The sequence below is a fragment of the Streptococcus sp. HPH0090 genome (assembly GCF_000411475.1).
In the GTDB taxonomy this organism is placed as follows: Bacteria; Bacillota; Bacilli; order Lactobacillales; family Streptococcaceae; genus Streptococcus.
Window position 1 is genome coordinate 694,648 of record NZ_KE150464.1, and the last position, 12,891, is coordinate 707,538.

16 protein-coding genes are annotated in these 12,891 nt (G+C 33.6%); all 16 read right to left on the bottom strand.

All coding sequences use genetic code 11. The features are described 5' to 3' along the window. Positions 1-18: 18 nt before the first annotated feature. Entirely contained in the window at positions 19-1,140 is a 1,122-nt protein-coding gene (locus HMPREF1481_RS05380) for a phage tail tip lysozyme (protein WP_016466029.1), read from the bottom strand. After that, positions 1,140-3,239 (bottom strand): hypothetical protein, encoded by a 2,100-nt coding sequence (locus HMPREF1481_RS05385; protein WP_016466030.1) that lies wholly within the window; start codon positions 3,237-3,239, stop codon positions 1,140-1,142. Before HMPREF1481_RS05385 ends, HMPREF1481_RS05380 begins: the two co-directional genes overlap by 1 nt. A gap of 11 nt (positions 3,240-3,250) precedes the next feature. Next, positions 3,251-5,758, bottom strand: a complete 2,508-nt coding sequence (locus tag HMPREF1481_RS05390) for an ATP-binding protein (protein WP_016466031.1) — start codon at positions 5,756-5,758, stop codon at positions 3,251-3,253. Next, complete coding sequence (locus tag HMPREF1481_RS05395) at positions 5,742-6,134, bottom strand: TcpE family conjugal transfer membrane protein (RefSeq protein ID WP_016466032.1); 393 nt, start codon at positions 6,132-6,134, stop codon at positions 5,742-5,744. Before HMPREF1481_RS05395 ends, HMPREF1481_RS05390 begins: the two co-directional genes overlap by 17 nt. A gap of 9 nt (positions 6,135-6,143) precedes the next feature. After that, positions 6,144-6,362 carry a TcpD family membrane protein gene (locus tag HMPREF1481_RS05400; protein WP_016466033.1) on the bottom strand — a complete coding sequence of 73 codons (219 nt, stop codon included), beginning with the start codon at positions 6,360-6,362 and terminating at the stop codon, positions 6,144-6,146. A gap of 5 nt (positions 6,363-6,367) precedes the next feature. Then, on the bottom strand, positions 6,368-7,297 hold the full coding sequence (locus HMPREF1481_RS05405) for a conjugal transfer protein (protein WP_016466034.1): 930 nt from the start codon (positions 7,295-7,297) through the stop codon (positions 6,368-6,370). Beyond that, positions 7,294-7,770 carry a hypothetical protein gene (locus HMPREF1481_RS05410; protein ID WP_016466035.1) on the bottom strand — a complete coding sequence of 159 codons (477 nt, stop codon included), beginning with the start codon at positions 7,768-7,770 and terminating at the stop codon, positions 7,294-7,296. The genes HMPREF1481_RS05405 and HMPREF1481_RS05410 overlap by 4 nt, the downstream gene beginning before the upstream one ends. After that, positions 7,767-8,240: an antirestriction protein ArdA gene (locus HMPREF1481_RS05415; protein ID WP_016466036.1), complete on the bottom strand. Its 474-nt coding sequence runs from the start codon at positions 8,238-8,240 to the stop codon at positions 7,767-7,769. Before HMPREF1481_RS05415 ends, HMPREF1481_RS05410 begins: the two co-directional genes overlap by 4 nt. 22 nt (positions 8,241-8,262) lie before the next feature. Next, positions 8,263-8,475 (bottom strand): hypothetical protein, encoded by a 213-nt coding sequence (locus tag HMPREF1481_RS05420; protein WP_016466037.1) that lies wholly within the window; start codon positions 8,473-8,475, stop codon positions 8,263-8,265. A gap of 19 nt (positions 8,476-8,494) precedes the next feature. After that, a complete protein-coding gene (locus HMPREF1481_RS05425) occupies positions 8,495-8,863 on the bottom strand; it encodes a hypothetical protein (RefSeq protein ID WP_016466038.1) in 369 nt (122 codons plus the stop codon). Positions 8,864-8,882: 19 nt separating this feature from the next. Beyond that, positions 8,883-9,389 (bottom strand): hypothetical protein, encoded by a 507-nt coding sequence (locus HMPREF1481_RS05430; RefSeq protein ID WP_016466039.1) that lies wholly within the window; start codon positions 9,387-9,389, stop codon positions 8,883-8,885. Between the two features lie 58 nt (positions 9,390-9,447). Beyond that, positions 9,448-9,720 (bottom strand): hypothetical protein, encoded by a 273-nt coding sequence (locus HMPREF1481_RS05435; RefSeq protein ID WP_016466040.1) that lies wholly within the window; start codon positions 9,718-9,720, stop codon positions 9,448-9,450. An 81-nt stretch (positions 9,721-9,801) separates the two neighbouring features. Continuing rightward, the gene (locus HMPREF1481_RS0101840; protein ID WP_051125953.1) at positions 9,802-10,017 is read right to left on the bottom strand and encodes a helix-turn-helix domain-containing protein; all 216 of its coding nucleotides are present in this window, start codon (positions 10,015-10,017) and stop codon (positions 9,802-9,804) included. Further along, complete coding sequence (locus HMPREF1481_RS10575) at positions 9,959-10,465, bottom strand: helix-turn-helix domain-containing protein (protein WP_016466041.1); 507 nt, start codon at positions 10,463-10,465, stop codon at positions 9,959-9,961. Before HMPREF1481_RS10575 ends, HMPREF1481_RS0101840 begins: the two co-directional genes overlap by 59 nt. Positions 10,466-10,837: 372 nt before the next feature. After that, a complete protein-coding gene (locus tag HMPREF1481_RS05445) occupies positions 10,838-11,176 on the bottom strand; it encodes a hypothetical protein (RefSeq protein ID WP_016466043.1) in 339 nt (112 codons plus the stop codon). Positions 11,177-11,413: 237 nt separating this feature from the next. Beyond that, positions 11,414-12,631 (bottom strand): replication initiation factor domain-containing protein, encoded by a 1,218-nt coding sequence (locus tag HMPREF1481_RS05455; RefSeq protein ID WP_016466045.1) that lies wholly within the window; start codon positions 12,629-12,631, stop codon positions 11,414-11,416. Positions 12,632-12,891: the final 260 nt, after the last annotated feature.

The window sequence follows — 12,891 nt, forward strand, 5'->3', positions numbered from 1 at the left end:
TCTTTCCTTTTCTTTCTTTTATTTTCCAGTTACATATAAAAATTCTTTTGCCTGATCAGCAGTAAATACACGATAGTTTGTAATTCCTGTTCCCTGACCACTTTGAACAAAGTTACATTCAGAAATTAATATTGATCCATCATCTTTCACATCTTCAACAAAAGCCACATGACCATAAGTAGGGTGACCACCTGCCTGCCTTCCTTGAAAACTTACAGCAGAATGTTTCGTAGGAGTATTAGAAACTTCATACCCTGACTTATGCGCCCAATCTTGACCATTTCCCATGTATGGATCAAACTGTATTCCAAATTCTTTAGCACGATTAAACACATACCAAGTACATTCACCATAAGGATAAGAAGCTGTTATATAACCATCTTTTGTTATCTCCTTATCTATCGAATATCCACTAGGTATATCCATAGCCACTTGACCAGCAGGAACATCTAAGCTACCAGCTATTGCGTTCCCACCTGATGATCCATCAGATTCAATCGTACCTTTAAAGACTTCATACCACTTCTTACTATCCTTCTCCAGCTTCTCTAATTTTGTCTGACCGTCTGTTAAAGCTACACCTTCATAATGTTCAGACCAATATTTAGCACTTTCATAAGGATCAGTTGCCTTTTGCATATAGTCTTTTACCTTTTTATAGCCATGGTTTAACTCATAACTCATTAACTCCAATTCAACCGTACTATCTAAGGTACGAGAACTAGCCTTCGCCCATCTATCACCATTGATTGTGTTACCGTCCCAACCTGACCATTGAAAATATCCAGCAACTCCACCTGATGGATTTGTTAGTTTAGGATCAAAGTCACTTTCTCTTTCAGCATTGGCAAGAGAACCACTTGCGCCCTCTAAAGTGAATTTTTCTTTGGATAATTGCCAGTTAAGAATCTTAATCACATCTTCTGCTCTTTCAACAGAGATATTCGCTTTTTGTGCTACTTCTTGTGCTGTTAAACGTGTTCTTTTTCCAGTCGTTGAATCAGATGAACCTGAACTTCCAGCAACCACAGCACCCATGACAAGTATCAAAATCAAGATAATAGGTAGAATAGTTGTAAGATTCGACAAAAGAAAGGCAACTACATATTTCTTTACCTGATTCTTAATCTGTTTCTTCATTAAATCTTATTTCTCTTTCTATCTATCGTAACATTCGGACGATTTTTCTTATCTTTTCTTCCCTGCTTTTTTGAACTAGAATTTCCTCCCTTCATTCGTTTTGCTTTAGGAGTATCAATTTTAGGATTCTTTCCTGAATCCACTTGATTCATTCTATGTTCATTTTTAGCCTGAAATTCTGCTTTCTTTCTAGCCAGTCTTTGTTCTTTCAAACGCTTCACTTCAGCACGAGAACTATTTTTGATTTTCTCTTGCAAATCAGCTTTTTTAGTCAATTTATCTGCTTTATCATTAAGCAATTTTTTATTCATTCCACCTTTAAATGAATTTGCCCTAGCTTGATACAAGAAAGCCATACCACGATTCCCTTTTTCTTTCAAGGCATTCACCGTACTTCTAGCACCATGTTTCATAGAAGCATATCTATTCCCAAATTTTCCAAGAGATTCATTTTTCGAACTGTTAGATCGTAAACCTTTAAGGCGTGATTGCAAGTTGTCTTTACCCATCTTCAAACCACCTTTAGCAAACTGACCACCAGCAGAAAGTCCACTCTTTCCAGCACCGAACATTCTTTCACGAATCTTTTTAGTACCTTGATTGAGATTCAAGCCATTCATTCTATTTACAGGTAATCGTCCAATTTGTGAGAACAATGACAGGATCATATTCTTATTCTTAAACATTAAGAGCAATAGAATAGCTTTTACAAATATCACGATCAGAACATTTTGACCGACTGCCAAGCTAATAAAATCTGTTAGTGAATTATAGAAAAACACAAATAGAGTTGTAGCTAACAAGGTCACAGACGATAGAATCAACATTGATATAGCTTTTTTATTGAATGAGTGAATCAAACCTTCCATTGAAGGAAATAGACTAACCAGCAGAATAAACGGTAACAAGAGAATCAAGAACACATAAATCATCAAAAAGAAGAACCTTGCTAGTCCTAAGACTAGATAAACAATTCCTACTACGGTTACATCAATCAATGAAGAAAAAGCATAGCTAAACTTTGCGCCCCACTCACTTTTCAACATTTTGTTTTCAGGATCTTTGTCTTTTGCAATATCCTTGATTTTCTTACCACCAACAAGATAATCTCCATCACCTTGCTTATAGCCAGCTAAATCTTCAAATTCTGCTTCAGATAACTGAAATTCTCCATCTTCTTTCAAAGGCGAATTCATATACTTATACGATTTTACGATTGTTTCAGTAAAATAGACATCAATAGCATTAGAATTTTCATTGGTCAAAGTCTTTGTAATTTGACCATTAAGAGAAATCGTTGTCGTTCTAAATCCATCATACAAATGAGTTAGTAAATACTTATTCTGATCATTTACATTTATTTTAATAAAGTAAAGACCAATAATTGTATAAATCAACAACATTTTCACAAATGCTTTAACGACACTTCCGTTACCAGTTGCGAACAGATACAAGAGATACATAGCCATACTTGCACCGATAACATAAACTATCTCTTTACTGAACAGAGAAGAAAATACTTTACTAGAATTGCCTATCACATTATTCAATAAGGTTGATACATCACTCATTCCCTCTACTGCATTATAAATTCCAGCTATAATCGTGAAGATAAATTTTGACAACCAAAAGATAGCTTGCACAACAGCATTAAAGAAATAATTCATGTTTGAATCAAAACCAAAGAATTTCTTATCAAAGTAAACCTTGCTAGTTAGATCAGACATCTTCGACTTATAATTTTCATAAGTCAATTTTCTTGCTTCTGCTTCTTTCTTTTGAATAGCTTTTTTACCTTCCACATCCTTCTTTGCTCGTTCAAGCGTTTTCTTTGCTATTTCAGCATCACGATCTTTAATGACAGGTTTATTCGTATTCTTATCAAATTCAATAATATTAAAATTATTCTTTGGTAAGTAATCTGTTCCAATACCACTATCCAGCTTCACAGACGAATCAGAAGATGGAGTTGTCGTTGAAATCGAATTAGAATTAAAAGCATTTATTCCACTATTCGGTAATGATGGTTCAGTCGCACCAGCTAAAAAGGGAAGGAAAAAGATAGACAAAACAAATCCTAGTAAAATATTTCTTCTCATTTTTCCTCCTTCTATTGAACTGACACCAAATCTGATTTAACTGTTTCAAACAATGGTAAAAATTCAGGGAAAATTGTACCATCAACAGTTATACGTTCCTTACGTCCAAATGTATCATAGTAGATACATTGACCCATTGTCTGATTTTCAAGCCATGCTCTTGAAGCATCATCGTTTTCAACTCTTAAATGTTCCAGTATTGCTTCTGTTTCTGTATTTTCAGGAAACGCAAATACTGTACCAAAACCAGTTGTATCATCACTTGTTTTCAAGTCTTTTACCGATTGAGTAATAAGTACCAAGAAATTATTGAATGATCGTCCAGTACGTTTAACACGATTGACTACTTGCCTTCCAGCAGGAGTTGACATAATCTGCCATGCTTCATCAAGGTATAACATTGTTTCCTTATCTTTCTCACGTTCACCAAAGATCGCACAGAAATAGGTCAAAGCATACATAACAGTCAAACTTCTTAATTGTGTTTCAGTCATTTCATCTTTGTCAGTACCTTCAGGCATATCAAGACCAGTAATTTCAACAATAATTGTCTTATCATCAGTCTTTAATACTTCTTGACTACCATCAGCAAAACACAATGATAACAATGAATTTTTTGAAATTCTCTTTAGTAAATATCCAGCAGTTGAAACTTCCTCTTTTGACGATTTTTCCAATTCATCAAAAACTTGTAACATACCAACCTTTTCACCAGCTTTTCTACGCTCAATCACTTTATCAAGTGAATCTAACAGGTGAGCTTTAATCTTAATATAAGTATCTTTATCCAACACAGAAGCAACAAGTACGGTTGCTAACTCCGTCAACTCACCTTCATCTTGCAAGAATGAGAATGGATCAAGAACACCTCTATTCTCTTCCTTACGCATATCCAAAGTAATAAAGCGAATAGATCGTATGTATTCTTGTAATTCTTCGTATTCACCTTTTTCTTCCAAATCAGCTAGCACAGATAAATATTGTGTTCGCATTTCAGCTTTAGGATCGACATAAAGAACTTTTGCTTTTAACAATGAATGGTAAGTAAAGAGTAATTTTGTCAAGAATGACTTACCGTTACCAGTTGCACCAGTAATAGCTGTATGAGGATTGCTTGTTTCTTTACCGTGAACACCAATTTTATTAGCTTGTAACAAGTTAGTAAATACAACATTCGTGCTATTATCTAAAGCACGTTTAAAATCTCCATACCATGAAGCACTTTCTTTATCAATTCGACCAATAGGGAAACCAACATCAGTACCTACTTTTTTCTTTGTAAAAAATAGATTCTCACAAAGACCACGCAAACTTGAATATTGTAAATACCCTTCTCTATCACCATCAACTAATTCAGTCATTCTACACTTATAGAATAGATAAATCTGATCGGCAACAGCCTTCACAATTTCAACTTCCAAATCTTTCAATCTTGAAGCTAAAATATCATACTTCACATTCAATTCTTCAATGCTATCACCAGTAATTTGTAATAAGTGAAGGTATATAATCATAGGTTCATTGTTATCAGACTTTTCTTGATAATCTTCTAGTAACTGATAACTTTCTAAGACTTCAATCTTTTGAACATCATCATTTTCTGCTGTTTCAGTCACAGTATTCCCAAGATTTTTACGTTTATTCCTTGCCCTTGTATTCAAAGAATAAAATCCACTTTTGGTTGAGAATTTCACTTTCAAGACACTATTTACAGGGAAACCAATATTCTTAATCTCTTCTGCTAAGTGCAAGTAGGAAACATTCTTTGGATAACCATATACAGGAATCGTTGCTACATAGCTTTCTTCTTCACCATTGACCAGCTTCAAAGCGTTACCTGATCCAATTTCAATGATTGTTTCATCAACATTCTCAATCGAATTTTGAAGGGCGATAATTTCACTATCTTTATCATAGTATTGACCATTCAAGAAATGAATCCGATTCAACAACATCAAATCATCTTTCACGACTTCCTGAATATTCAAAGCGTGTAATTTTGTCTGAATCAATTCTTTTTGATCCTGCCATTCCTTCGCCCAATCGACCTTCGGTAATTCTTCAAAACCAACCATTTTCATAACTGATTTTCTAACGTTTGCAACAGACTGTTTCACCGTCACTTTAAAATCAGACGATACATTGACCGACTTCAAAGGCACTACTAGATAGTCTTTTGATTCTAACAAATAGGTAACTTCTTCTTCTAAGCGTTCAGCTAAATTTGAAATCACATAATTTGCCAATGGAGAACTTCCAACACCCTGCTCAATATCGTGAGAAAGCAACTCAATTTTCTTTGCCAATTCTAAGTCAAAATTCAGAGTATAGATTCCAAAATCACCATATTCAGCAATACTTGATAAATAATTGAATACTAAGTCTTTTGACTCTTCCTTCTCACCATCTTCAATAGTGTTAATAACTTGTGGCTCAACTTCAAATACAGCCAGCACACTTCCATCTTTCAAGAGAATCAAGCTATCATCTATCGCCCAAATATTATTCGTTAATTCCACGATAAATTCTTCTCACTTTCTCATATTTTTTACCTTTACAAAAATACATTGAATTTCTCTTACTGTCATATTTAACCCAAAACATTAAATAATCAACTAAGAATCGAAACAATGATTTTCCATCAATTTTATTTTCAGCTAGTAAATTTCCACACCACCAGCCAATGAACAATGAACCCATGAATCGGAAACCCCAATCCAAGAAGGGTACATACCCTAGCAAGAACCATGAAATAGCAAAACTTACTAGAGTATAAATGATCGTTGACATTTTCAATGCAAACGGTAAACTAAATTCCTCATTTATCTTATGCACCCATATAGGCTGTCTAAAAGCAGTAGTGTAAACATACAACTTCTTATCTTCTCTTTTCATAGCGTAGTCCTACTTGAATACTTCAAGCACTTTAGACCAAATTGTATTCGTTGCACGCAATACTGTTTCAGGGTTATCCATGAAATAGATAATGAATCCTGCAATTAAGACTGTTCCTACAATCGTTCCAATCTTTTGATCCTTCCATGCTTTAAGAACCTTCGTACCAGCGAAAAATGCTACTGCTGGGATACCGAGTTTTGCTACTAGAAATTGAAATAATGCCATTTGTTTTATTCTCCTTTATCATCTTTTTTATTGAAATCTGCTGGGATCGTATGATCCATTTTTTCTACAAAATAGCTGTCTTTATCTTCTCTTAACTCAAAGCTAAAATTCTCACTATGAGTTGTACCAGCTACATCAAGAGTAATTTGTGCATAAGCATAGATTTTCCCATCTTTCTCTTTAAAGTAGGTATAATCTAAACTCTTGAAAGTTGCACCTCCAATGGACTTAATTCCATTAGAAATCAAATCCAAGTTTGCTTGACTGGTAGTATAATTCTTAAAGAACAATTCCAAGAAAGAAACTAACTTCTTGCGTTTACCTTCTTCCATTTCATCATTCGCCACCAGCGATACATGATTCTCTTTATCCACCCCTTCAGCTTTAAAATCGCTCACAGGAGAGAACCAAGACAATCCACTTACATAATACTTACCATCTTTGACACCGTATGGAATCGAAAATTCAATTCCTACTCTTTGATTCTTACCATCTTTCTTCGTATCATAAATCACACGATACACAGCGATACCATCTTTAGCACTCAACATACGAGCGCTAACAATATTCATCTCCTGCTTCGTCTGACCTTGATTCTTCACATCAGGAACACTTCCATAATAATCATTCAACTTTGTGACATCTTCATCAGCAGAGCCACTTTGTGAATTGTATGTAAAATATCGACTTACATATCCATCTAGGAACTGTTCCAAAGTACGATCTGTTTCCTTTTTAGCTTCTACAACAGGCGCTTCAGAAAGCCTTGCCTTCATCTTCGCAGTAGTTACTATTGAAACAAACATGGTTAAACCACACAACAAGACGAATCCACCCAAACTGATCATAAAAATCAGATTCGATTTTTTCTGACTAATCTTCTTAACTGTCAGTTGTTTGTCTTTGCGTGGCTTCTTTAAAAACATATTTCTCATTCAAAAGAAACCTTTCTATAAAATCCTTTTGGAGTATTCAGCACTTCCCCTTGCTCAACAAAACCTTGAAATGCTGTCACCCAATTTCCACACTTAAAAAAATAATTTATCAAAAGACCAATATCTAAATTTTTTGAAAGTTGAATCACAGTTGCTACTTCATCATTAGAACAGAATTGATAATAGGTTGAAATAATCTTTTTGATAGGAACATATCGCTGTAACTGAAATCTCACAACATAATCATCACCATCATACAAATCAAGGACTGCTTTTTTCAGCAAGTAAACCTCGTCCAGCGACATGATCTTATCAACTTCCCAATCAGTAATACCACATACAAAGAAATTCCCTTTATCAATCCCCAATTCTTTCAATCTTGCAACAATCTGCTCTTGACTATGCTTCATAATATCTAACTCACAAAGATAATCGAAATTGCCTTCATTCAGAACCCTGATATTCGCTATCATCTTGATACAAAGTAACCTCTATCAACAAAGCTACCACCTTCTTCTAAACGAACATCACGACCAAATTTTTCATAGTCAAAATAGCGTTCTAATGTTTCCCTCGACAATTCAAAACCAATCTCATCTACAATATATTCGCCTAAATCTCTATCAGTTGAAACATCAGGATATAACCAACAATCATCAAATTCAGCATTTGCTAAAGCCTTTGGATCAGAACTATCTGATTCAATGAATGATAAAACAATATCTTCATCTACATCTTCCAAGTTTTCAGCAAGTTCATTCGCTAAATCCAAATTCAAGCGTTCACAATCCAAATCAGACAATTCTTCAATAGATTGAATCGTTATAGAAACATCTTCGACATCATATCCAAATTCAGAAGCAACATATTCAAAATCAACAGGTAAAGAAAATTGTTTTACTTTCTTTGTCCGATTATCCATAATTAAAGCTGTTAATTCCATTTTTTCTTTTCTCCTTTAAAAACTAGCCTTCCACTTGTCTATTTAACTGTTCCAAGTCAGCAACAGTAAATAAACCATATCCAATGAATGAAGTCCCCTCATAATCAACAATTTCAATTTGATCATCATAAGAACCACTCAAACCAATCACAGACAATTTTCCAAAATATAAAGGCAAGCTAAACCAAGCCTGCCTTCCATTTTTTGGATTCTTGATTAAAACTCTTGAAGCCATATTCAATACCAACTATTCTTTATTGCAAGAAGTACCAGCTATCGCCTTCATGACCAAGGAAAGTATAAGAATCTTCTAAACGACTAACAATTTCTTCTTCATGCTCTTCTACATAAGCAGACAAACGTTCTTCATTCATTAACTGCTCATATTCTCCATGATCCAAAATACCAGCAAAATCAATCAAGGCTTCTTGTGTATCAACTTCTGTAAATGAATTGATATAAACATTATCAGGGTTACAACCATCAAACTGACCAAATTCAACACCATCAAAATGCTCATTCAACCTTTCAATAACAATTTCAGGTTCGTCAAGGAATCTTTTCCCATAAACATAATCTTTACAAATATCAGAATAACTATCATAAATAACTTTAATACTCATTTTCTATCTCCTTTTAAAGTTAATCTAAAATCATATTCAAAGAACAAATAGAATCTTCAATTACTTCAATACCTTCAAAATGAATATATTTCTTTTTCAACAGACTAAGAATATCGGAATATGCTGAAATTAAACAGCTAACTTTATACTCATCTTCTGAATCCAAATTCACACTCATTTCAGAAATTTTTTGTAGAAATTCTTCTTCTTCTTCTGACAATACACACATATTCACATTAAACCTAGCCCAAAGATAAGTCTGATAAACACGAGAAAACATATCTGAACCTTCTTCTAAATAAAATAAATCATCAGGATAATCTTCTCCATCTCTAGCATTTAAAACCTTGACTACCATTGATTCTAAAAGTTTAAATTCTACCAAAAATTTTTCATAAGAATATGATTCACTCCGTAAAGCATTACACACTACAAATGCTTGCTGAACCAAAACAATGTTACTATCACTTTCTCTATCTACAATAGGAAACACTTCTCCTACTTGACAATCAAATTTTTTATTCATTTTTTCTCCTTTTCCATATAAAAAAGGAAGCCAACTTTGACTTCCTTTATCGTTTTAATTAAATTGAAGCTGAACGCTCAAAGCTAGAGCCAATCGCAAATGCACGATTCGTTACCTTGTTATACTCTTGATTCATTGAGTAATAACTTGATACATCTTTCTTGATACATTCAATCACTTGATATGGAAGGCTCAAATCATCAGTATTTTTAAGAAGCGCACTTAACTCACCAGCTAAAGTCCACGCTTGCTTAAATTCTTGATCCTTCAATTTCTTACTAAGTTCCAATGACAAGTCAATCACTTGTTTATCTTTTCCACTTAAAGCCATTTTTTTTATACCTCATTTTCTATTTTTTAGCTTTTACTTTTTTTCCAGCTATCATGCAGGAGAACGTTTTTTTATTTTCATTTACTTTCTCCCAAACAACCAATCCAACGAAACTTCAAAAAAATCAGCTAATTTGACAAGATTGTCAAAACTAGGCTCTGTCTTTCCATTCTCCCAATCACTATATGTATTTCTCTTTATTCCGAATATCTCTGCTAATTCTTGTTGTTTTAGACCTTTATTCTTTCTTAATCTCTTTAAACGTTCTGAAAAAATTGTCATAAATTCCATTTCCATTCACCACAATAACTTTCTCTACTTCTCTTCTAAATTTATCTTCTACAAAATCTGTATCATAACCCAATGCAAGTAAGACTACTCTCATAGCTTTAATAGCAACTCTTTTTGCACGCTCACTATCTTCAAACTCATCACGTGAAAGCTTTTTACAAAATTCTTTCAACTCATCTTCTTCTAATATTTTCATTTTTTCTCCTTCCTTTATTTCTTTTTCAAATTTCAAACATCTCTCTTTTGATACTACTAAATATTCACTTAACAAAAAATCAATAGAAACATCAAATATACAAGCTAACATACTTAAATTTTCATAGTTAGGTTCGTACACTCCTCTTTCCCATTTTGAATAAACAGCTTGAACTGTACCAAGAAAATCAGCAACTTCCTTTTGTGTAAGTCCATGCTTCTTTCTTAACACTTTTAATTTCTCATGAAATTTCTCCATATCCTAAATTCACCCTTTTCATTCAACAAATAAACCACCTACAAAAAATATCAGAAATAGCAAAATAGAGAATTTAACATTCCCTATCAACACATACGAACCCAGCGCCATAACCAATCCAACAATAATATTTACAAGCAAATAATGTATGATTTTAAAAATCATCTTTACCATTCTTATCATATATAGACCTATCCAATTCTCTAAAATTCATCACAACTCCTACAATTAACGTAATACTAAAGAAAACAAAAGCGATTTTAGAGTTGCCACTAATCAAATTCACAACAAAAAATACAACCATAGGCAATATATAATTCAAACACATAAAGCGCAGGACTTCTCTTAACCACTTCAAAACTCTAACCATCTTCAAACCCATCTTTCCAAATGATATTTTTTAACCAATAAATTATAGACATCTATTCTTTCCTTACTATCTCTTGTTAGCAAACCAAACAATAACAACTTTCTTTTTATATCAACCTCTTTCTGTAAATATTCCTCATATTCTTTAGTTAGTCTTTTAACTTCATACCAATCTTGTCTTTTTTTAGTTGCTCTATAAGTCTGACATTGAAACTCAATATAATCTTGATAACCTCTTGCCTTCTCACTTGTTACAATACCATCATAGAAATATCTAGCAGGAATCAAATATACCAACTTTCTTAACGCTTCATCAGATATTTTTTTCTTTCTTTTCTTCATAGAACAACCTCAATCTTAACTAACTATTTTTTCATATCAAGAATTGCATTTACATCTTCGTGAATCCTAGACCAATCCAATATATAATCCTTGAAATAAGTCCGATAGATTCTAGAAGGCTCAACAGGAATCACAGTTAAATTTTGATTCCCTTCATAAGACGGAAAATACTTGCTAACAGACATCAACCCTTTATCAGTTGATACAACAAGGTTACTATTATTCACTACTACTGAATCAGAACCTATCAATTTGTAAATTTTTCTCATAGTCCACCTTCGCTTGCTCTAATTTTTTCCAGTTTTTTTCGGATATATTTCCTTCAAACAATATTCTTTTCAATTTATGCTCACCTGTTATGTTTTCCCAAGTTTTAAGAACAGTCGTAACACCTGAAACATTCTCATTGATCCATTTATACTGTTTGTCAAAGAAACCAACCTCAACAGGAGCAGTTGAAAAACCAATACGATCAACTTCACCCAGCAATGAATACCACTCTTTATTCAAGACCTTTTTTCCATTATCTTTTTCAAAGACCTTAATCTTGCTATTGATCACTCTTACAGCCATCTTTGCCATATCCAGTCTTTCATTCAAGGCTTTTTTTACGAAATCCAAAGCGACTTCATCACACATTCGCACTTCATACCGATTCTTGAATTTCAAAGCCGAATGAATGAAATCTAAACCAAAACCAAGTTTTTTCGCTTGCTCAATATCTTTCTGATAAAAGCAGAAATGATATGCAGATTGTCTTGATCCAAAGTAGATTGTTTTAGCTTTTCCATACTCACCATTATCTTCAATTTGCTTCAATCTCAACCGACTATCAATCAACCCTTTATCCCAAAGTTCTACCAGCTTACCAAGTTCAAAATTCCCTTCTTCGCTATACTTTTCATCAAGCGCTATATCCAACCGAGGTATATTCATATACTTTCCATCACCTTCAGCAATTTCACGCTCATACTCAAAACAGCGAATAAAGAAATCTCTCCAGCTTACTTTTTGTTCTTCTTCTAGGTAATATTCAAATTGCCTGCAAGCCTGACCTTTTAATTCAATCATACAACCCATATCTTCCCTTTTCTTCGATATGAAAACATTGATATGCTGAAATGTATATTTTGTATCATAGCCTGAACCACCTTTTTCTTCTTCGAGAAAAGGCTTATTCTTCAAACACAAAACTTTCTCAATCACTTCAATATAATCTCTTGTTTTGAATGTTACCTTCAAATAGTCAACCTTACCTTCCAAAGAAAAACCACTATCTCTCACTCCTTCTTTAAAAGCCATCAACTCTTGAATTTGTGAATCATACGAATCAGGAATTTTTCCAGCTTCTTTCCAATGATAAAAAGAACCAGCATTAATTCCTAGATAATCGGCTATTTCATTTACAGAGAAATTATACATTCTCATAACCTTTTCTAAATAACTAAACTCCATAATTCCTCACTTTTTCATTTTTTCAAAGTTTTCGCTATCAAAAAGTCAGTAATATCAATACTTTTGAACACTTTTGAATACTTCTACCCCCCTATTAGTCATAGGGGGTTAATTCGCACAATCCAGCCTGCCAGTGACCGCTAGTGACCGCAGTCGCTCGTCGCATACGCTTCCTCGCTCCTGCTACTAGCTACTAGCAAGCTGGATTGTACCAACTAGCACTCCAATAGAAAAAAAGAGGGGAAAACCCCCTCAATACA

Bases quoted from the DNA above. Each gene is read 5' to 3' on its own strand.
- HMPREF1481_RS05380 (WP_016466029.1), bottom strand. From the start codon at position 1,140: ATGAAGAAACAGATTAAGAATCAGGTAAAGAAATATGTAGTTGCCTTT.
- HMPREF1481_RS05385 (WP_016466030.1), bottom strand. From the start codon at position 3,239: ATGAGAAGAAATATTTTACTAGGATTTGTTTTGTCTATCTTTTTCCTT.
- HMPREF1481_RS05395 (WP_016466032.1), bottom strand. From the start codon at position 6,134: ATGAAAAGAGAAGATAAGAAGTTGTATGTTTACACTACTGCTTTTAGA.
- HMPREF1481_RS05400 (WP_016466033.1), bottom strand. From the start codon at position 6,362: ATGGCATTATTTCAATTTCTAGTAGCAAAACTCGGTATCCCAGCAGTA.
- HMPREF1481_RS05405 (WP_016466034.1), bottom strand. From the start codon at position 7,297: ATGAGAAATATGTTTTTAAAGAAGCCACGCAAAGACAAACAACTGACA.
- HMPREF1481_RS05410 (WP_016466035.1), bottom strand. From the start codon at position 7,770: ATGATAGCGAATATCAGGGTTCTGAATGAAGGCAATTTCGATTATCTT.
- HMPREF1481_RS05415 (WP_016466036.1), bottom strand. From the start codon at position 8,240: ATGGAATTAACAGCTTTAATTATGGATAATCGGACAAAGAAAGTAAAA.
- HMPREF1481_RS05420 (WP_016466037.1), bottom strand. From the start codon at position 8,475: ATGGCTTCAAGAGTTTTAATCAAGAATCCAAAAAATGGAAGGCAGGCT.
- HMPREF1481_RS05425 (WP_016466038.1), bottom strand. From the start codon at position 8,863: ATGAGTATTAAAGTTATTTATGATAGTTATTCTGATATTTGTAAAGAT.
- HMPREF1481_RS05430 (WP_016466039.1), bottom strand. From the start codon at position 9,389: ATGAATAAAAAATTTGATTGTCAAGTAGGAGAAGTGTTTCCTATTGTA.
- HMPREF1481_RS05435 (WP_016466040.1), bottom strand. From the start codon at position 9,720: ATGGCTTTAAGTGGAAAAGATAAACAAGTGATTGACTTGTCATTGGAA.
- HMPREF1481_RS0101840 (WP_051125953.1), bottom strand. From the start codon at position 10,017: ATGGAAATGGAATTTATGACAATTTTTTCAGAACGTTTAAAGAGATTA.
- HMPREF1481_RS10575 (WP_016466041.1), bottom strand. From the start codon at position 10,465: ATGGAGAAATTTCATGAGAAATTAAAAGTGTTAAGAAAGAAGCATGGA.
- HMPREF1481_RS05445 (WP_016466043.1), bottom strand. From the start codon at position 11,176: ATGAAGAAAAGAAAGAAAAAAATATCTGATGAAGCGTTAAGAAAGTTG.
- HMPREF1481_RS05455 (WP_016466045.1), bottom strand. From the start codon at position 12,631: ATGGAGTTTAGTTATTTAGAAAAGGTTATGAGAATGTATAATTTCTCT.